Here is a 20,223-nt window from a genome sequence, read left to right as displayed (position 1 = left end):
GAACTCTCCTCCATCTCCGAGAAGCCTATTTGGCCGATAAGGGCTTCAGGTGGTCGTAGCTGGGCCGGTGCAAGTCCGGAGGTTCGCGAAATCGGCCGTATCTGCACAGCGCAGTGGCTCACCTGGACCCCGCCGTTTCATCATGGTTGGGGAGGTTGATTTCTTGGTAGGCGAACTCGGATTGTACAGTGTGCATCCGGATCTTGAGAGACTCGAATGAGCCATTCTATCCGCATCATGCGTCCGGTGCTGCAGCAGCTTGGCATTCCATTTAGTACGGTTCGGCACGCTCTGCGGAACCGTAGCGAGAGGTTCTGCAGAGCCGGCCTGGCGACAATGGGGCCGGGCGGTCGCGTCGTCACACTTGATCGCGACCGCCACTGCGCTCCAGCTTTTGCGATCAGTTCCTGCAATTTGTCCGCTCGGTTGCAGCCAGTCGGCCTTCGATACCACGCTGCGATTCGCGCAAATTTCGATCCTTTTCACCGAAACTGGCGCGCTCGCCGTGCCCAGGATCGGCTGGTAGCAACCGCGACAGATGGGCTTGAGTCTGATGCTTAATCAAATAACAGTCGGAGCGAAGGGACGCGGCTCGCGCCCAGCGGAAATAAAGGACCGAGACCTAAGTCTCGATTTCGCCAAAGGTATACTAATTACTTTGGTAGTAATTGGGCACTTATTACAATATATAATTTATAGAGGTACTGACGACTTCTGGATATCTCCGTATTATAACGTAATATACATATTTCACATGCCGCTCTTTATGGCGATAAGTGGATATGTTTCTTCTGGGGCAATTTTTCGAAAACCGTTCACTCAAGGGGTCCGTGATCGAGCAGTACAGTTACTGCTGCCAATGTTTGTTTGGTGTGCATTTATTTTCGCACTAAAGTCCGCTACAATTTATCCAACGAAGAGTCAAACTGACGTATTGCTGGATCTATCGAAGGAAGTCATCGGAACATACTGGTTCATATGGGCGGCGTTTATTTCATTCGTTCTAGTTCGTGTTTTTGCAACTTCCAAACGGCTACCGATGTGGATCATAAGCGCGTCCGCAATCGGGGTCGCATTCGCGCCCATCACATTGTCAATAACCCCGTTGGTAAGATACACCTACCCATTTTATTGTTTGGGGGTCTTGTTTGCCCAGCCAATTGGATGGCACAAAAGTATCATCTGGACCCACAAATCGACCTTTGTATTCTTACTTTCGATAATAGCTTTCATATCCTTACTTCTGTGGGATAAGCAGACATACGCCTTCAACAATCATGTTTTGATCAATGATGAAGAGTCAGCCAGACAAGTGCTGCTGATGTTCGCTGGCTCTGCAGCGGCTTCTGCGGTGGCAATGCAGTTTATGGTCCAATGCTGGAGAGCTGGCTCTTCAACTAGAATAGCTCAGTTTGTCGCGATGGAGCTCGGTCAGAGCACGCTGCTCTTTTATCTTGTTCAGGGTGCCGCGTTTCGCCTCATGGATTTCATCCAGTTTGGAGAAACCTGGAATCTCACGACCAGAATTGCGTTCGCAAGTGTGGTTGGAGTGACGATTGTCGCCGCAGCGATGGCAATTCGCAAGATTGCGCGCGACCTTGGATATGTGTCGCAGATCCTTGTCGGAGCGCCGCCACACCCACGTCTGCTCAAATCTCAATCTGCAATAAATTAGCCATCCACAATGGTCGCGATGACAAGCAACCACGTTACGGACAGATGAGGCATGCGTTTCAAAGGCCTTGATCTGAACCTTCTCGTTGTGCTCGACGCGCTGCTGACCGAGCGCAACCTCACGGCGGCGGCAAGCAGTATCAACCTAAGTCAGCCGGCCATGAGCGCGGCCGTCGGCCGGCTGCGCGATTATTTCAACGATGAACTGTTTACGATGAGAGGCCGCGAACGCGTTCTAACCCCACGTGCGGAAACACTCGCGCCCGCCGTTCGCGGCGCTCTCTTTCACATCCAGTGCTCGATTATTTCTTGGGATCCGTTTAAACCGGCTCAATCCGATCGCCGCTTCCGGATCATAGTTTCGGATTTCGTCACACTGGTGTTTTTTGAAAAGGTCGTGGAGCGTGTTGCACGCGAAGCACCCGCCGTCAGCTTCGAATTGCTGCCGCTCGACGACGATCTCGATGAGCTTCTCCGGCGCGGTGACGTCGATTTTCTGATTCTTCCGGAATTGTTCATGTCGAGCGCCCATCCTAGAGCGTCGCTGTTCGACGAGACATTCGTGTGCGTAGGCTGCCCCACGAACAAGCAGCTGCCACAGCAGCTTACATTCGAGAGGTACGTGTCGATGAAGCACATTGCGTTCAGGGTCGGCCGTGCGCAGATGCCATCCATCGAGGAACAGTTTTTGCTTGAAAATGGTCTCAAGAGACATGTCGAGATTATCGTGCCGGCCTTTAGCATGATCCCGCCAATGGTCTCAGGCACAGCCCGTATAGCGACGATGCCCTTCCGGCTGGTTCAGCATTTCAAGAAGACTTTCCCTCTGCGGATCGTGGAACTTCCGCGGCCACTACCCACGTTCACCGAGGCCGTCCAATGGCCCACCCTTCACAACAGTGATCCGGCAAGCGTCTGGATGCGGCAGATAATGATGCAGGAGGCATCCCGCATGTGAAGCCGCAGGCGCTCCGGGTCAACGGCATGCAATTCGGTGATCTTGCATGACAGTGTGGTGCTGGTTTCCCGGCGATGCTGAAGATGCAATCGCGCCAGCCGCCCGGTGCGGCGTGCTGCACTGGCGTGCGTCAGGCGGTCTAAATTACCAAGCAGCCCAATGTCATCCTGCTTTGGTAGGGCTGATCAACCGCTATGAGCGACGAACCGATGAGGCTCGCGGAAGGCTTGACGGCAATGCCGGGCGAGCGGGCACGGTTCGAAAACGATATTACGAGTCTGCCGGATGTGGGATGGGTGGGCCGTTCGGCTTTGCCAAGCCAAAGGTAAGAGCCGCATTGGTTCTGCTTCGGGCACCGAGCGCACAGAGCCCAGTATTTGCAGGGGCAAGATGATCACTCCGCCAAATACGCCAATTGACTAACCCCATCGCTCGATCGATTGCCAGCAAGCTACGGGCAGGATCTCTCAATACTTTCTTTACTGCGGCTAGTGCGACATTCCGGCTCGAGCAACGGAGGTCGGAAATTATGGCCCGCAAAGTCGAGTTCCAGGACGACGATGTGCTGGTCACGTCGTACAACCCGCTAAGAGGCACCTTGCTGCTGATCACGGATGACGATGATGAGGTCGAACTGCAACTCGACAAGGAACCGCCGAGGCATTGCTGAGTGCGCTGGGAGCCTTTCTGTTGGAAGGCGTGGTCGGTCCCCTATAGCCGCCCTGCCAAACCCACAGCCGTGCGTTCCTGCCGGCCGCGGTCGTACGCCGCCCTTACCTGGACTCGCCTCGGAATTGCCGGCGGGGCGCTCCCCGATGTCCAGGTTTCAACGACCCGTGCGGTCCGCTTCTCCTCAATCAAACGCGGGCAGTCGCCGGCGTCGGGAGGTGCCAAACACTCTTCGACGTTTGCCTCGTCGAGGGAAGCGAACGCATCAGTCTTTGTTCCCCGACCGGGTCCAGGATATCGGCAAGGCGCTCTTCAAAAGTGTGCCGCCTGCCACCACGCCGATGCCGCCGCGCGGAGCAAGTCTACTCAACGCATATCACAGCGCGAATTGGTGCTGGCCGATCTCAGCCGACTGCGGTCCAGTTCGTTTGAGGGTCGCCGTGGCGAAGTTATCGATACGCCAGAAGATAGCTACCTGGGGATCAGAAAGTGGGGCCGAGGCCATCCATCCGGAGTGCCCGGCCATTGACGGTCTGTGCTGGGTTTCGCCCCGTGACCGTGCTGACAATTGTACTCTTCGGCATCGGGTTGCTGCAACCGATCCCGCACGTGGACGATGCAAGACGCATGCCCGAGGATGTGGAACCTCTACTCCGACTTCCTGACACTGACGGAGGGTGTCGGGGTCAACGTGGTCAGCTACATGCCCGGCGCCGTGGCGGAGTGGTTCGGCCGAGCAAAGGGCCGTGCAGGCCCTTTTATCCTCCAGCACATCACTAAGTTGCCAGCTTAACCGCACAGTCTCTGCGCTCTGTCGGCCATCGATCAGATTCGTTCTTCAGATCTAGGCAGCTTCAAGGGGCCACACACCCGCAGTATCAGGCTCCCTCAGCGATGCTGCCAGCGATTGCAGCGCTAGAGCGCGGCAACTCAGGTGTGTCGCAGCCTGGCGCTCAGCCCTCGAATTGACTTGCACCTGTCTTGGTCAACAGCAACCCTTCGCACCAAACGTGGTCTACGCATCCCCACTCACAGGCGGCAGCCGCATCCGGAAAAAAACCACGTCCATTAAGATTTGCACTCGTGTTGCAGAGCAGAGAAATGCCCGTGAGCTTCTCATATTCTATCAGAAGTTCAGCAATTGGGTGTTCAGATGTTCTTGAAACTGTCTGTAGTCGCGCAGTTCCGTCGAGATGGACGACCGCCGGGATCTTTTCTTTCCACTCCGAACGGGTTCGGTGATCGAACAGCATGTAAGGATCCGGCGTGCCGGGGTCAAACATGTCAGGTGCACGATCCTCCAAGCATATTGGCGCTACCGGCCGAAAGTGCTCTCGAACTTTGATTTTGTTGAGATGGTCCTTCATTTCCGGCGAAGTTGCGGCCGCCAGGATGCTTCTGCCTCCCAAAGCACGTGGACCAAGCTCTGCGTGGCCTGCAAGGAACACAACAGGCTTGTTGTCGGCCAGCACGCTGGCAAGTTCTTTCAGGCTGCAAGCAGCAGATTGCCAACCAGGTGGAACCTTGCCATGGCTCACATTTGGCCCGCTGTAGACTGACCAGTCGAGGTGCACGAAACCTTTGTCGGCGGCCAGCGCGCAGCAAGCGGCACCGATCGCCGATCCGCTGTCGTTTGGAAACGGAGGCACCCAAACTGCGTCGAACAAACCGCTCGCCCGCAGGGCGCTGTTCCATTTGATGTTCAGCCCGCATCCGCCGGCTATGCACAGGTTTCGGGTTTTGGGAACCGAGCACCCACGCAGCGCGCTGGTCATCCCCCGGACGAGAAGACGCTCAACGAAGGCATGGAACGAAGCAAGTATGTCCTCGGGCGTTTCGGGGATTAACCGCGACGCGCTTGCATCGAAGAAGTTGTGCACAGCCGTGAGTAGCGCGTCTTCGCTGTGGCTATTTTCCCTGTAACCAAGGGCAAGGTCCGTATCCCCGGCGAAATGGTCGTCGTAAAGCTCCTGAAACACCTTCACGATGTGTTCATGGACCACTCCGAGCGCGATATATGCCATCAACTTGCCGGCGATACCGAGATCCCAGCCAGTCCGCAGTTCTCGCTTGTAAGGACCAAAATGTTGGCCCGCAGCGGCATAGGCATGGCCTATCATCGGAAACAGACACCCAACAAATCGGGCTCCACTTGGCTCGACGTAGTAAAGCCGCGGAAAGATGCAGCCGTCCCAAACCAGACAAAATGCTGGTTCCTCTCGTTTGGCAAATGAGCTGGTGCAGTATGCGGAAGCAACGTGCCCAAGAACATGCGGGTAGCTTTCATAAGAAAATGCCTCATTGTCGAGCATGAGACCGGAACCGTGATAGGCTGTCAGGGGATTTTCGGCGTCCCGCTCCACGTATGGTGCGCCGTTGAGAGTGATAGGGGAGCCGTTACTCAGAACTTGGAATTCCGACTGAATTTCACCGTCCCATCCGTCAATAACGAACCGGTCGATATCGCGCGGAGCAAGCCCGTTTTCCGCCAAAACGGCGGCGACCGTCTCAAGCCGCTCGATATGCTGGTATCGTGCGTTATTGTCGAGCTTCTCCTGCTCGATGGACAAGACTAATCTCCCGTCTTCCACGACAGCGATTCCCCCGTCGTGCGTCAGCTTGATACCGCAAATGCGCATAGTAGATCCTACTCAAAGTGAGAGTGACCGCAGGAAACGGCTGAGAAACATAGCCGTGGGTTTTGATGTCGCGCTATGCGCGGTGATGGGGGGGCGGTAAACTAGATTGTTTGGATGTGAGGCATCCGCGCGGTGAATGATCAGATCTGCCGCGTGGTCGAGACAAGATGGCTGACACGCAATTGCGAGGCAGCGCTGTGCGGCACAGTGAGAAGGGATGTCCACCGCAAGGTGCCACGCTCCCTCGGCACCGAGCGTGCGCGTGCTGAGCACGAAGATGGACGCCTAGAAGAGAGCCTTCCTCGATCAAGCTACTTTTTAATCTCTGGTCGAAAAGATTTTTCTCGGCGAAGGCCGCGCCCAAAGGGCCTATTCGGCTTCTTTAATATCCCGCATGCAGATCGGCAGCGGAACAGAGCGGCTAAGCGCGTGTCGGGCTAGCGCGGGGTCGGTAGAAAGGGCATTGTCTCGGCTCGCAGATGCAGTGGCACCGGGTTGGCTCGGTAAAGACGAGCTGGGCTCTTTTGACGGATGATCGCCTTGGGGGGCGGAGACATGACCGGCTTGCAGAGATTTGAGAGGGCGGTCGTTGTTCAGGTTGGCCGCCCCAGTTCCGAGCGTATCGTATTCGATGTCAACCAGGCGGCGGCTATCCTGATGCGTGACCTTCATCGTCGGACCGAGAAACGGAAGGTAGCGATGGACGCTTGTCTGCAGGTATTGCGTGGCAAGGCCCATCCACCAGCTGCTCGAAAGGCTTTTGTGGCAGCCGCGCTTGAAGCAAAGATCCTGCGCAGCGATTGAATGCTGTTAGCGCATCAAGGCTTTGATGCTTCGAGTGGAGGTCGCAGAAATTTGGGGGGGCTCGGAACGCAGCCTTCCTCCCTCGCCGATATGGAGGTTCTGCCAATCGCACGCGCTGACGAGGACGTGATTCGCGTCGAGACCTGTCGATCCGTAGGTGATCAGCACGCAGCGCATCGTTCCCAATCAGATGATGGAGCAGATCTCGGCTACTACAGGCCCATCGAAGGATGGGTGCGTACATTTTCCCCCGGCAATATGAAGTCGCGCGGCTTACGATCCGACACCTGATCCTAGACGGTCCAGGACGCCGGCGAGCTGGCACTTCGCGGCAGCGGAAAGTGGCTTGATTGGCCGTGGTGGCTCGGCGGAACAAATTCCGAGGAGCTCGGCGATTGCGTATACGACGCGAAGGCTCGAGAACGTCTTAAAAAGCTCCCACAGCGGGGCCAGGGTGGCGTCGATCCGGTGTGCTTCCGCGTGGTCGCCGTGCTGAGCGGCTCTGACCATCCTCAGGCACGGGTCGGGCAAGATGCCACCGAGGACGCTGTACCATGTATCGGCTCCGGCGATCAGGGCTTCGGTGGCGTTCCAGTCGCCGCTGTAGCCGATCGAGAATCCTTTCGGCACAATTTTTTTCTGGTGCGCAAGTTGGCCTTTGATGGCATCACCCCGGTCGGCCGAGTTCTTTATAGCGAGGATCTCAGGCAGGTGTCCCAGACGCTCGATGAGCGCTGGCGTGAAGCGAAAATGCGTGTTTGCGGGATTGTCGTAGATCACGATCGGCAGACCGCTGTCGCGCGCCACCGTCGAAAAATGCTCGAAAACTTCGTCCTCCGTGAGCGGGGTGTAGGAAACAGCCGCGAGCAACCCCGCGGCTGCGCCGAGGGCCTTCGCATCACTTGCACATTTTACCGCTTCATCGGTGCGCAAAGCGCCCACGCCGATCACGAGCGGGACTCGTCCACCTGTCTCGTCCAGCGCCTCGCAAAGCGCCCGGCGGCGATCTTCGCGCGACAAATACATATAGGTGCCGGTGCTGCCGAGCAGGCCGATGGAATCCACCTTTGCTGCGCAAAGCCGCGCTATCAGCTTTCGAAGCGCCAGGATATCGACGCCGCCATCGCTGTCGCTTGGCGTTATTGGGAAGGCCGAAAGGCCGCTCAGGAAAGCCATGCTGAAGCTCCCGTTATTACATTGGGTGAAGCGTTTGGCATCAGACCCCCGTCCAGCGCCTGCTCTAGATCCGCGATCAAATCGGCGGCGTCTTCGAGCCCTACCGACAGACGCATGAGATCGTCGCCGACTCCGTCAGGCAAATGCGCGTCCTTGCGAATTGACTCGCGCGAGCGGGTCAGGCTTGCTGGATGATAGATGAGACTGTCAGCGTCGCCGAGGCTGACCGCTCGGATGATCAGCTTGAGCCGGTCCATCATACGGCGCGCGCCCTCGAACCCCGTTTGGAGGCCGAGAGCCAACATGCCCGAGCCGTTCGACATCTGTCTGCGCGCGATCTCATGGTCGGGATGAGAGCCGAGAAATGGATAGCTAACCCAAGCCACAGCCGGATGCGCCTCGAGCGCCTGGGCGACCGCAAGCCCAGAGGCACTGTGACGCTCCATACGCAACGTGAGTGTCTTCAACCCGCGCAAGATCAGGAACGCCGACATCGGCGAGAGCGCTGCCCCGGTGAGATAGCGCAGGCCAGTTTCGCGCAGCAGGTGCAGTGTATTCACGTCGCCCAGTATCACACCGCCCAGCGCATCGCCATGGCCATTTATGTACTTGGTGAGCGAATGGATCACGAGGTCGGCTCCGAGTTCCAGCGGACGCTGGAGGGCGGGCGAGGCGAAGGTGCTGTCGACGGCGACCTTCACGCCGCGAGAATGGGCGTGTTCGGCAATGGCAGCGATGTCGAGGATACGGCCCAGCGGGTTGATTGGCGTCTCGAAGAACACGAGCCGGGTCCTGTCGGTGATGGCGCCATTGAGATTGCTCGGATTAGACAGGTCGACGGCAACGACCTTGATGCCAAACTGCGGCAGCCCCTGTTCGACCATGGCGAGCGTATTCGAATAGAGGGTCTTGTGGACAATGAGTTCGTCACCCTGCGAAAGCAGCGAAAGGATCAGCGTGCCGAAGGCTGCGATCCCCGAGGCGAGTACCAGCCCAGCTTCGGCTCCTTCGAGATTGGCGAGCCGCTTTTCGAGGATCTCGGTGGTCGGGTTGTATTCGCGTGCGTAAAGCCTTCCCCCAAGCGCTGCGGCGGCTTCGTTTGCTGCCACGCTTTCAAATCCATAGGTCGATGTGAGAAACACCGGCGTCTGAACGGAATTGGAAAAGCCGGCCGGATCGTAGCCATGATGGATGGCCCGGGTGGCGAATGCGAGACCGACGTCGTTCCGGGACGGCGTTGATGTTGTCTCGGCTTCAAGCTGATCTTCGGCGCTGTTCATCGGCTTAAGCCCTCTTGATTTCGGCGACAATGCCTTCACACTAACCCAGGTGAAACGTCCAGTTGGCGATGAAAGAAATGGTCCAGCCTTCTCCTTCCGCGTCGACAGCTCGCTCGCAAGGTCTGGGCGCGCGCCAGATCTGCGAAGCTCTTCGAGAGCAGATCCTGGGTGGAATCTATGAAACGGGCAGCCAGCTGCCGTCGTCCCGCGGCCTAGCAAATGAACTCGGTGTGTCGCGGACCACGGTCACCGTGGCATATGACCAGCTGGTCGCCGAAGGTTTCATCGAGGTCGTTCAAGGCGCAAGACCGCGCGTTGCATCTTCGCTAGTCCGGAGTAAAGAGACCAGCGCGGTGCCCAAACGGACTGGCCCCATCCATCTTTCTCGTTACGGCGAGCGACTGCGCGCCAGTCCCCCGCGGCGCGATTACCTCCCCAACCGCTTCAAGGTCGATTTCCGTTATGGCGACCTCGCCCCATCTGATTTCCCGGCGCTCACGTGGAAGCGTGCGATGAACGCGGCAATGTCACCAAGCCCCAAAAGGCTAGCTTATCACGATCCACGCGGCTCGCTTCGCTTGCGCCAGGCGCTGCAGGGATATTTGTGGCGTGCCCGAACGCTTAGCTGCCAGGTCGAGCAGATCCTCGTCGTAAGTGGATCACAGCAGTGCCTCGACATGTGCGCGCGCCTGCTGCTCGATCCTTCCGACAGCTTCGTGATCGAGGATCCCTGCTATAGAATGGCGCGCCAAGTCTTTGCCAGCACAGGAGCCACGCCCGTTGCTGTCCACGTCGATAGCGAGGGCATGAAGACCGAGCTGCTGCAGGAGATACCAGCGCGGCTAGCCTATGTCACCCCGTCGCACCAATTCCCGCTCGGCGGCGTCTTGTCGATTTCGCGGCGGTATCAGCTCCTCGAATGGGCTCGGCGCAATGACGCCTATATTATCGAGGACGATTACGATGGCGAGTACCGGTACGACATTCGACCGGTGCCCCCGCTGCATAAGCTGGAAGACCGCAGTTCCGTAATCTATGTTGGCACGATCTCCAAGACACTGTCGCCGATGCTGCGCATCGGCTACCTGGTGGTTCCGGCCGAGTTGCAAGACGTCTTTGCGATGGCCAAGCAGCTTCTCGACAGGCATTCTCCGGTTGCGGAACAGGAGGCCCTGGCCTCACTCATTGAGAGCGGTGGTTATGAAAGGCACGTGCGCCGCGTCCGCCGTCTTAACGGGGAGAGGCGAGAGGCACTGCTTGCTGTCCTTCGACGTGCGTTCGCAGACAGCATTGCCATCGAGGGGGCCGATGCAGGGCTGCATGTCGTCGTCTGGTTCAAGGATCTTTCTCGGTCGCTGGAGGAGGTCATGGTTGACGAGGCGCGGCGGGTCGGGGTTGGCATCCATCCGATTTCATCGCTGTACATCCGAGATGAAGGCCGCGCTGATCGGATTGGATTGGTGATGGGCTATTCCGCCCTGACCATTCGGCAGATCGAGAATGGTGTTCGCCTCCTTGCTGGCGCTGTCCAACGGGTCAGAAGCTTTGCCGAAGATTCGGCAAGACGCTCTATGCGCGCCCTGACAGCGAGCGGGCCTGGCTCGTGACCTCAGAGTCGCGCCGGCATTGATCGCAGACTGGATCAGCAAGACTTGCCCGGACTGGCTCTGTCGGCCAGTCCGGGTCCAGGGCAGGAGTATGCCCTGGGACCGGGGAAGGGATTCTTGAGGAGCTCTCAAAAGGCGGTCGAAGCAAAGGCGCCCTCGCGACTGGCTTAAAGGGAGAAAGCGTTGTTGGATTTTTCGCGGATCGACGAAGAAATAGCAGAGATCGCACCTGACTTTCGCGCAATCAGCATTCTTGTTGACGCACAGGACAGTGCGCGAGGCGTCATGGCTCGGGACGTGTTGGGAGAGGCTTGCGACTTCGCCCGAGCGGGGGGACCCGCCTGGGGAGAAGCGCACTTGGCCAATTGGGCGGAGGCATACGTTCGGTTCGGCGCGAAACCAAACCGGACGCCGTGCTCGGCGCATGCATTGAAAAAACGGGTGGAGAAGGATGGTCGAATCCCGTCAATAAATCCTATCGTTGACCTCTACAATGCCGTGAGCCTGCGTTTCGCAATACCGATTGGCGGCGAAAATTTTGATGCATATGTCGGCAAACCGCGGCTGACGGTTGCCGTAGGAACGGAGTCTTTCCACACTGTTTTGAATGGCGAAACGGTCGTCGAAAACCCTTCCAAGGGGGAGGTCATCTGGCGCGACGATCTGGGAGCTACATGTCGCCGCTGGAATTGGCGGCAGGGCACGCGCACCCGGTTGGAGAGGGTGGGCGGCCGCATGTGGTTTATTTTGGAAAGCTTGGCGGCGATGCCGGAAGAGGCGCTCGAGCAGGCGGCTAACATGCTGGTGAGCGGTCTCAGAGAGCTGGCACCAGGGTGTAAGGTCTACAAGCAGGAAATCACACCGCTAAAGCCTGTCGCCGCCAGTGTCGACAGACGGGTCGGTTGAGGAACGTGCCCGCCCCCGGTATGATCGGTTCGCTCCCAACCAGTGTGCGTTCCTTTGCGGCTGGGTCTCCTGGCGCGAAGGTCAATGGGAGGTAACGCCTCTGGCCATTTCGTGCTCAGCAGGCCAGCGGAAGGTGCACCGCATTCATAATTTGACCCAGCGCCATGGTCCAAAGATTGCGCACTGCTTTGATCAATTTCGACGTCAGGCGCCAGTCCTGGCACTCCAGCCAGTACAACATCTCGTGGCGAAAGCCGGATGGAATTCAGATCGAAGCGGTCGCGAGACATCTGCCATCCTTGGGCAGACTCGTGGCTCCGCCGAGGAGGGGATGCGGATGACGATTCATTCCGCTTGCCTTATCGGAGGGCGACCGCGGCAGTTGTACCCGATCCGCCCTCGGCCGCGTGTGCCTGCCGTGCGGCAGTGCTCGGTCGCCGACATGACCCTGAGCTGCCGAGGCTGAACTGGCCTGCATGCGCGACCTTATAGGCAGGCCGGGCAGCACGGATCATGTCGGCGATCTCAATCGAGTGGCCGCACGGGCGAGCTTTCCGCTTCCTTGAAAGGCTAAGTTCTCGCGCGGACTGGCCTGCAGCGTATCTACAGGTCGGGCTTGCGTAGAGGGCCGTGTGTGTCGAGCTTGCTTCCCCCAGAGGGCCTGGGTAATTTCCGACGTCGCGCCGGCCTCAAAGCGTGGCGAAGCTGTGACGCAGCGGTGCCGGCCCGACCCTTGACGGTGTTGGCGCTGCTGCAGTCTCGGCGACGATTCGATGGATCTGCAGCGTCGGGTAATCGCGTGCTGCCCCGGGAACAGCCAGCCGCCGCACCGGCGCCTGAACTTCCATCCGTAGCGCAGTCGGCCAAGCCGGCCGGCCGACAGCATGGCATCACGGCACCGTGCGCGGTGCCACGCTCGACAGGAAGCACCATGCGCTCGTTGTGGCCGTGGCCATAATGCGCCGGGCGCTCGTACTTCCTTAAACGAGCCGCCGAGGTGCGCCATCTCCGGCGTAGATTTCTTCAACAGCACCATCAGGGCCGCCAGAGGCTACCCCTGGTTCTATCTTTATCCGGCAACTCGATCGGTAGCACTACGCTGGCGACGGCGGAGCCACGGACGGTTGAGCCAGACATGTCGGGGCGCAGAAGCCGTGGAGGGCCTCTCTGTTGGATCGCCAAACTATTAGCCCAATGATCCGGCCCGCCAGGCCACTTCACCAACTGGACGGCTACAAATGCAACTAACTGGCTGTTTCCAGAGGGCCAGATTGCAAGTATCTAATCTGTAACGCACACACGGAGTTCCGCCGATGTAGCCTCTCCGGCCTTCCGAGATGATGATGATATCGATTTCCTGCGAGCGAGCATCCGCGCAGCGCCGCTGTCGAACTTAGTCTCTGCCACGGCCCAATGCTCTTCGCCTCGTCACCGCCCTCTTGCTTGATGAGAGGGCGAGCACGGCGTGATCTACGGGCACCTCGCGAAGGCTGATCCGCAGGTGCCGTGTTCCGCCGCTGGGCGACGGCTTGGCCATCTCATGGGGCCGGACACTTATGCGACGCCGGCATAGTATGCGGCCAAGCAGGAAGCCGGGAAGGTCGTCCGACTTGGAATTACATCGCCGTCCACGCCTATGATCCGGTCGAGTTCTTCGAGCATGCGGGAAGACTGCTGGACGTCGTGAATGGCCTGACTGACCACCACGAGGGCGAGCGCGCCTCGCTGGGCGGTGTCGGCACGCCCGCCGGATTAGTACAGGCGCAACTCTCGCGGGATCGTTGGCTTGCGCATGCCGATCACAAGGCTGGAGAGCAAGTGCAAACTGACTCGGAACCGGAACGCTGCCGATCGCGCTGGCGTGGCTGCGGGCCTTGCGGCGAGCGAACGGGCATCTGACCGCGAGATCGTCGCTTCCAGAATAATCATGAACTTTGTCGGAATGAACCAATGATGCCAGAACTGACCCCATTCGCCCTGTACCTCGCCGAGGCCTCCGTGCTCGCCATCACGCCCGGTCCGCGGAGACTCTATGTTATAGCCCGCAGTCTCGCCGGCGGTCACGCCGATTGCGTTCAACACGCTGGCCGACATGTTGCCCTTGTTACCAGCGGCATTCAAGGCCGCACGGCAGCGCGTCCTGGATGGATCCAGAGCCTGAGGGAGGGGGCGGAGAGGCGCGCTATGATCGCGCTGGGCACCTCGCCACGAAGAATCAGCCTGCCATATCAGTTTGGCTCCGGATCGGTCCAGCATCCTTTCCGGGCGCCTACTCTGCGGAAGCAACTGGATAGCCTCGAGCGATCTTCCGTCATTTCGCAGCAGATCAATGTTCTCAAGAGGCGCGGCAGGATCCGTTGCGTGAAAGTCGGCTCACAATGAATCACGATCGTGTGGATATAGAGCGGGTCAGTTCGATTGGCTCGCCTCCCTATGCCGATCATTTCGGCCAAACGGCAGAGGCCAGTCAGCCGAGAATGGCGGCCGCCTTGATGAAAGAAAGCCACCCCGTGCGCCAGGCGCCACTTCGGTTTGCACTCGACTACATGGCGGCGCCGGGACTTGACGTCAGGACGTTCTTCGCGCTCGCCCGCGATCTCGGTCTGACCGACGTGCAAATCCGGAATAGTCCCTGCAGCAAGGCTGTTGTGCGCGGCAAGCCGCCGGCGGATGTCCGGTCTGCCGCTGCCGAAGCGGGCGTCACGATTATCTCAGTCAACGCCCTACAGCGGTTCAACGAATGGACTCCCGCCCGCAAGGCCGAGGCCAGCAAGCTCGCCGATTATGCGGCCGCTTGTGGCGCTCAGGCGCTCATGCTGGTGCCGGTGAACGACGGTTCGTGGTCCGCCAATGGAGGGCGCAATGGCAATCTGCGCGCCGCCTTGAAGGCGCTCAAGCCGATACTTCAGTCGCGGGGTCTGATTGGACTCATCGAACCGCTGGGCTTCCAGACCTCCTCGCTTCGGTCGAAGAACGAAGCGGCCAACGCTATTGCCTGGGTTGATGGCCAGTCCGTCTTTCGGCTCGTGCACGATACATTCCACCACACGCTCGCCGGCGAGACGTCTTTCTTCTGCGATCTGACAGGTCTCGTGCACCTTTCAGGCATAAACGATCCAACCTTCTGGGTTCACCCAGATCGCATCCCGGGAGGTTCCGACAATTGCAGCCAGATCCGGGCGCTACTTGATGGCGGCTATGCGGGTCCCTTTTCTCTCGAGCTCGTCGAGGAAGTCCACTCGTTGAATGACTCTGTAGGCGCATTTGCCGCCAGCATCGATCTCATCCGAAATGGGCTACTGGCGCGAATGCCGGTCTAAGGCGCGTAGGCACTTGAGCGGACATGTCATTCGAGATCGCTCCTGTGTCTCGCTCATGCAGATGCTTGCCGGACCGCCTTGGGCGGCAGGCAGTCGATGGGTCCGCAGAGGGCGGCGGACTATCGCAGTGTTCGGACGAAGGAGCAACTGGTGGCGGACTTAGGGCGAGTGCGCGAAGCCAACCGCAGGTGCCGCGGTCGCGCAGCTGCGGTTTCACCTAGCCTGGCGACACCCAGTTCCTCCGACCACATGTGCCGGTGCCAGACCCGTAGCTATGAGCTCTCGGATGTCGGACAAGATTGCAGGGTTATTGCAAGCCCAGCTTCCTCTTCAGTTCCGCGTTCTCCTTGCGCAGGCGTTCCGCGAGCAGGCTCTTCAGTCGGCTGTTTTCTTCCTCAAGAGCGACGAGGTCCTTCAGATCGTCACCAACCGATACAGGCAGCACAGCTTTCTTCCATTGATAGTAGGTCTGTTCCGAGATACCGGCCTGCTTTACGGCGCTCTTGTGAGTGGCGCCGCCACTGATAGACTTCTGGATCAGGGCGAGCAGCTGGGCGCGCTCCTTTCCAGAGTAGATCTTACGTCCGGTCCGAACGGCCGCTGCTTCCTCCGCCTGAGACGCCGCATCGGGCACATTCTTCCGAACAGGCGGCCTGGACTCCGCCTCCGCTTTCGGCGACCGTTGGGCATTCTTCTTCTGAGGCCTCTCTACTTTGGCTGCCGGTTGCATAGCGGTTGCTATTGGTTCTGCGTCCAGGGAATTTGCCATGAGATACTCCGCTCGCGGTTTGTGAATGTGTTCAGCATCAAGCGCTACAACACTTGAGTCAACAGGGCGACCATTTGGCAACTCCATCTCCTCGAGTTCCCTTGTTGTCTCGGCCATTGCTGCGGTAAGATCGACATTGCTCCAGATCGAACCACTCCGCTTTTGAGAGCTGCGCTTCTGTTTGATCTCCACCGTGAAAGTTCGGGGCTGCCGCCTCATAGGTCGTTCCTTGTTGAACACGAATTATGCAGTAAGTCGCGGCAGACGACGAATGAAGGTCTGGCCGCCTCTTCTGTAGCCGAGCTATATGCATCCGACCGCCCGAGCAAGCCCTGCTGGCGACGCACACTCCGGGAACGGACCGATTCCTATGAGCACCTGAGAGCAAACAGGCAATGCCATCTCGGACCGAGGCAGAATGCAAAGCTACCTCCCGTGTTTTCGATGGTAGAGCGACGGCTGGCATCCGAACTGAAAGGAGCTGCTCAAGAGTTGCGATCCAATCTGCGCTGGCAGTGCCGGACGGCATACCTCCGAAGGCCGGCTCTACCGACGCTAGCCCACTGATCAAAAAACAGAGAACCGACATCGGTTGCCGCCGATAACGGACAACTGCCCATACTTAGCGCGCGGGGGAGAGTGGAGGGCATGAGCCCTGTCGAACTCGCACCCAGCGTCGTCCGGCAGCGGCGTGGATGATAGGCTTTTTCGACAAGAACGGAGCCTGACCGAAGCTACTCGTCGCTGCCGCGACCGTGCCACGAGGACCGGCGGCCGCCTGGTCGGAACGCCAGGCTGACCGAGTTTGAATTTCGCGGGCTCACGCAGCCGTGTCGTGCGCAATCGGGAAAGCCAATATAGGCACGCCTTGGGCAAGACGTTTTCCAGGCCCGCGCAGCGCATAAATTCCCCAAGCCTTTACCGGGCCGCTATGCTCTTGGCAGCGAGTTTGCCAAGCTCACGATATGTCCGGAAAAATTGTTCCCCTTTCACGCCGAGCTTCAGGCCGCTTCACTTGTGTTCGCCTCCTCCTGAAGGCCGGCCAACCCGCTTTTCGCGTTCGATCGATGACGCGTAAGGCCGACCAAGGCCTTGATGTCGACGGTCAGGTTTGAGAATGCCGAAGGACGCACGCCTGGTTGCCTCCCCGGCTGCCAGGCGAGGCGATCACGGAGATCGTTGAGCCATCACCAAGCATCGCAGCTAAGGCGCCAAAACTGCCCTCGACCGGCTTCGCAACGCGCCGCTCCTGGTCGGGACACTGGATAAAGCGAAAGAGCCATTTTGGTGGGCCCGTTATACTTCATCCAGCAAACGATCGGCGCCTTGACGGACGCGAGCAGCTGGATGCATCCGAATTTAACGCCCACAACTGACCGAGCGTCTTTGTAAGAGCTGCACGCTTAGCTTCATCCTGACGTGATTGACTGGAGGAGATTCCCCAGCACGGCTTTGCTGTCGATCTGCATGAGCAGAGCCTACACTTCATTTGAAATGTGCATACCGTCCCGAGTGGAATGCGCGGCAATTATGAATGTCGGCCATGGCGATAGATCGCATCATTTCAGATGTTTTCCGGCAGATAGATGTCAAACGGCAGAAATGTCTGCCCCGGCGTCTCCGCAGTGCCGGTCTTGATGGCGCGATCCATCAGCAACATCAGCTCTTGGCAAAGTCGGCGCAGCGGCGTCGCCACCGCCATCGTAATGATATCGTCCGCGAGGGCCGACCGCGACTCCGGCGTAATTTCATTCACGATCGCGACGAGGTCCTGGCCTTTGTCTTCTTCCCGGAGCGCGGAGATAGCCCCCTCCATGCCGCCGCCAGCCATGTAGAAGCCGACGAGCTCAGGTTCCCGGTGCATAAGATCTAGCAGCGCCTCATAAGTGATCTGTCGCTTTTCAAGATTGACGAGCGTATCCACCAACTCGAATGCTGGCTCGTTCTCACGGAAATAGGAGCGAAACCCGCTTTCCCGCAGCTCATGACCCTGGAAACGGTGGCTGCCGACGAAAACGGCCACCTTGCCGGTCCGTTTAGCGACCTTGGAGAACATCCAGGCTGCCGTGCGACCGACGCTGCGGTTGTTGAGACCTATGTACCCCTCGCGCACGCCCGCGGCGAAGTCAGAAAGCAGCGAAAAGACCGGGATGCCTTTCGCCTTGAGCTCCTCGACTGCTGCGGTGATCTTCGGATGATCTGGCCCCACCATGGCGATCGCGTGGCATCGGCTACCAAGATCCTTAAGCAGTGCCGTGAGATCCCCAGGCAAATGTGAAGGCGCAAATTCGATGAGCGGAATGCCGTGGAAACAGTGGGCCGAACTGACAGACGCCTCGACCTCGCGCGCGAACTCCTGGTAGAAATACTGGCCCGGTTTTCTCAAGATGAAGCCTAGCCGGTAGCGCGGCAGGTCCTGCCGCATGCGCTGTTTGATAAGTCCCGCATTATGATAGCCGATCGCGTGGGCCGCGTGGTGAACGCGCCGCATGGTCTCCTCCCGCACCGGAAGGCGAGCGTTCAGGACCCGGTCGACCGTTGCCACGCTCACCCCGGCTTCGCGGGCGAGGTCGGCAATTGTAGGGCGCTTTGCCGTCGCTCCAATTTTGATCGGGTGGCTCTCCGTCATCAGCTGCATCCCGGCGGCGGATTGAGGCCTGAACATTTCGGCATCCCCTCCGATCGACGGTCCATACAGTGAACAGCGCTCCGGACGCACCTGGGCGCGTCTCGGTCTACGGTCAGTTTTCTTAGGGCCTTCATGTTTCTAGTCCTCACCGCATTGGTGCTTCTGATCTGTGGCCTCGCGAAGCGCTGTGTAGACCCAGCGAGCCGATTGTTTGGTGCTGGTGAGCCCGGCGAGTTGGCTGGTCGCGCTGCAGCAATCTTGCCGGGGCGAGGGGCGCTTAATCTCTCGGGCAACCCCTGAAGGCGGATTTCATGCGCGATTCGTCCAGTTCACCTTCCCAGCGGGCGACAACCAGCGAGGCCACCGCGTTGCCGACCACGTTCGTCAGCGCCCGGCATTCGGACATGAAGCGGTCCACGCCCAGGATCAGAGCCATCCCAGCAACGGGAACGCTTGGTATTACGGAGAGCGTAGCGGCCAAGGTGATGAAGCCGGCGCCTGTTATACCTGCGGCTCCCTTCGAGGAAAGCATCGCGACGAGCAATAGGAGGATCTGGTCATTAACCGACAAGTGCGTGTTCGTCGCCTGGGCCAGGAAGAGGGCGGCGAGAGTCATGTAGATATTGGTGCCGTCCAGATTGAAGGAATATCCAGTGGGGATGACGAGACCCACGATGGAACGCTTGGCGCCGGCCTTCTCCATCTTCTCCATCAGCGAGGGCAGCGCGGCCTCCGAGGAGGACGTTGCCAGGACCAGCAGTAGCTCTTCCTTGATGTAGCGCACGAGAGAGAAAATCGAGAAGCCGTTATATCGGCAGACGGCGCCAAGAACCCCGAAGACGAAGAGGAAGGCGGTGAAATAGAACGTCGCGACCAGCATGGCGAGGTTGGCCACCGAACCGATGCCAAATTTGCCGATTGTGAAGGCCATGGCGCCGAAAGCACCGACGGGCGCAGCCCGCATCAGGATGCCGACCAGCTTGAACACCGGCGCGAGAAGCGCCTGAAGCAACGAAAGCACAGGCTTGCCCTTCTCGCCGACCATCGCGAGAGCGATGCCGAACAGAACCGAGAAGAACAGGACCTGCAGGATGTCGCCGTCCGCGAAGGCACTAACGATCGTTGATGGAATGATGTTCATTACGAAGCCGGTCACCGACTGGTCATGCACCTTGGCGGCATAGTCCTTTACGGCTTGGGAATCGAGCGAGGCCGGATCGATGTTCAGTCCGGCACCTGGCTGAACGACGTTTCCGACAATGAGACCGACAATCAATGCGAGACTCGAAAAGGTGAGGAAATAGATCATTGCCTTGCCGGCGACCCGGCCGACCTTCTTGAGGTCATTCATGCCGGCAATGCCGGTTGTTACGGTTAGAAAGATCACCGGCGCGATGATCATCTTGACGAGCTTGATGAAGGCATCGCCGAGCGGCTTCAGGCTCTCGCCGACGTCCGGGTAGACATACCCGACTGCGATACCCAGCGCGATGGCGGTAAGCACCTGAATGTAGAGCTGCGCGTAGAAGGCCTTGCGGGGCGCTGGACCCGCGCTTCGGATTGGTGAAACCAACAGCTTTTCTCTCCCTGACCGGATCGGGCTGGGCCTCCTCCCTTCCCGCACTTCTCGCATCGCGGCGCTCCGGTCACGCGCTGCTGGCATGTCGCCGCAAGTCTTGTGCCAAGTGGAGGCTCGCACCCCAATACGCGTATTCCTCCGCTCGGTGAGGCAGCCTCAGTACGGGCGGGTTGTGCGGGTTTCCGCATCCTTGACGGCATCTCGGGCGAAATC

General features: G+C 59.0%; 14 protein-coding genes and 2 pseudogenes. 9 read left to right on the top strand and 7 right to left on the bottom strand.

Going from position 1 to position 20,223, the window contains the following annotated elements:
* Nucleotides 1-142 precede the first annotated feature (142 nt).
* From AC0L2D_RS27625 to AC0L2D_RS27610, 4 genes and pseudogenes are all read left to right on the top strand, one after another.
* Nucleotides 143-561: pseudogene (locus tag AC0L2D_RS27625) on the top strand (GNAT family protein).
* Entirely contained in the window at nt 554-1,675 is a 1,122-nt protein-coding gene (gene nolL / locus AC0L2D_RS27620; RefSeq protein ID WP_473543381.1) for a nodulation factor fucose acetyltransferase NolL, read from the top strand. The pseudogene AC0L2D_RS27625 and the gene nolL overlap by 8 nt, the downstream one beginning before the upstream one ends.
* A gap of 51 nt (nt 1,676-1,726) precedes the next feature.
* Nucleotides 1,727-2,632, top strand: coding sequence for a LysR family transcriptional regulator (locus AC0L2D_RS27615; RefSeq protein ID WP_473543355.1), 906 nt, complete (start codon nt 1,727-1,729; stop codon nt 2,630-2,632).
* 529 nt (nt 2,633-3,161) lie between these two features.
* A complete protein-coding gene (locus AC0L2D_RS27610; RefSeq protein ID WP_473543353.1) occupies nt 3,162-3,302 on the top strand; it encodes a hypothetical protein in 141 nt (46 codons plus the stop codon).
* 952 nt (nt 3,303-4,254) lie between these two features.
* Here the strand turns inward: AC0L2D_RS27610 and nodU are convergent.
* A complete protein-coding gene (gene nodU / locus AC0L2D_RS27605) occupies nt 4,255-5,940 on the bottom strand; it encodes a nodulation protein NodU (protein ID WP_027162804.1) in 1,686 nt (561 codons plus the stop codon).
* Nucleotides 5,941-6,495: 555 nt separating this feature from the next.
* Between nodU and AC0L2D_RS27600 the strand changes: the two genes are divergently transcribed.
* A complete protein-coding gene (locus AC0L2D_RS27600) occupies nt 6,496-6,744 on the top strand; it encodes a DUF982 domain-containing protein (protein WP_027162803.1) in 249 nt (82 codons plus the stop codon).
* A gap of 273 nt (nt 6,745-7,017) precedes the next feature.
* Here AC0L2D_RS27600 and AC0L2D_RS27595 read toward each other — a convergent pair whose 3' ends face one another.
* Both AC0L2D_RS27595 and AC0L2D_RS27590 read right to left on the bottom strand, forming a co-directional pair.
* Nucleotides 7,018-7,920 (bottom strand): dihydrodipicolinate synthase family protein, encoded by a 903-nt coding sequence (locus AC0L2D_RS27595; RefSeq protein WP_473543351.1) that lies wholly within the window; start codon nt 7,918-7,920, stop codon nt 7,018-7,020.
* Entirely contained in the window at nt 7,908-9,200 is a 1,293-nt protein-coding gene (locus AC0L2D_RS27590) for a trans-sulfuration enzyme family protein (protein ID WP_084652688.1), read from the bottom strand. The genes AC0L2D_RS27595 and AC0L2D_RS27590 overlap by 13 nt, the downstream gene beginning before the upstream one ends.
* Before the next feature lie 68 nt (nt 9,201-9,268).
* Here AC0L2D_RS27590 and pdxR point away from each other — a divergent pair, with 68 nt between their 5' ends.
* From pdxR to AC0L2D_RS27575, 3 genes and pseudogenes are all read left to right on the top strand, one after another.
* Nucleotides 9,269-10,807, top strand: a complete 1,539-nt coding sequence (gene pdxR, locus AC0L2D_RS27585) for a MocR-like pyridoxine biosynthesis transcription factor PdxR (RefSeq protein ID WP_473543379.1) — start codon at nt 9,269-9,271, stop codon at nt 10,805-10,807.
* Between the two features lie 186 nt (nt 10,808-10,993).
* The gene (locus tag AC0L2D_RS27580) at nt 10,994-11,713 is read left to right on the top strand and encodes a B3/B4 domain-containing protein (protein ID WP_473543377.1); all 720 of its coding nucleotides are present in this window, start codon (nt 10,994-10,996) and stop codon (nt 11,711-11,713) included.
* 1,506 nt (nt 11,714-13,219) lie between these two features.
* Nucleotides 13,220-13,378 (top strand): annotated as a pseudogene (locus AC0L2D_RS27575) (hypothetical protein); the annotation flags it as partial.
* An 87-nt stretch (nt 13,379-13,465) separates the two neighbouring features.
* On the opposite strand, the gene AC0L2D_RS27570 reads toward AC0L2D_RS27575, so the two are convergent.
* Nucleotides 13,466-13,807 carry a hypothetical protein gene (locus tag AC0L2D_RS27570; protein ID WP_063171285.1) on the bottom strand — a complete coding sequence of 114 codons (342 nt, stop codon included), beginning with the start codon at nt 13,805-13,807 and terminating at the stop codon, nt 13,466-13,468.
* Between the two features lie 383 nt (nt 13,808-14,190).
* On the opposite strand from AC0L2D_RS27570, the gene AC0L2D_RS27565 reads away from it, so the two are divergent.
* Nucleotides 14,191-15,033, top strand: a complete 843-nt coding sequence (locus AC0L2D_RS27565; RefSeq protein ID WP_050596312.1) for a TIM barrel protein — start codon at nt 14,191-14,193, stop codon at nt 15,031-15,033.
* A gap of 307 nt (nt 15,034-15,340) precedes the next feature.
* Here the strand turns inward: AC0L2D_RS27565 and AC0L2D_RS27560 are convergent, their stop codons facing one another.
* From AC0L2D_RS27560 to AC0L2D_RS27550, 3 genes are all read right to left on the bottom strand, one after another.
* The gene (locus AC0L2D_RS27560) at nt 15,341-15,994 is read right to left on the bottom strand and encodes a transposase (RefSeq protein WP_473543349.1); all 654 of its coding nucleotides are present in this window, start codon (nt 15,992-15,994) and stop codon (nt 15,341-15,343) included.
* 1,372 nt (nt 15,995-17,366) lie between these two features.
* Nucleotides 17,367-18,431, bottom strand: a complete 1,065-nt coding sequence (locus AC0L2D_RS27555; protein WP_050596311.1) for a LacI family DNA-binding transcriptional regulator — start codon at nt 18,429-18,431, stop codon at nt 17,367-17,369.
* A 277-nt stretch (nt 18,432-18,708) separates the two neighbouring features.
* Nucleotides 18,709-20,064 (bottom strand): dicarboxylate/amino acid:cation symporter, encoded by a 1,356-nt coding sequence (locus AC0L2D_RS27550; RefSeq protein ID WP_082827306.1) that lies wholly within the window; start codon nt 20,062-20,064, stop codon nt 18,709-18,711.
* Nucleotides 20,065-20,223: the final 159 nt, after the last annotated feature.

Source organism: Mesorhizobium sp. WSM4833 (assembly GCF_055811095.1).
The sequence above is the reverse complement of the archived record's forward strand: the minus strand, read 5'-3'. Positions and strand labels throughout refer to the sequence as shown.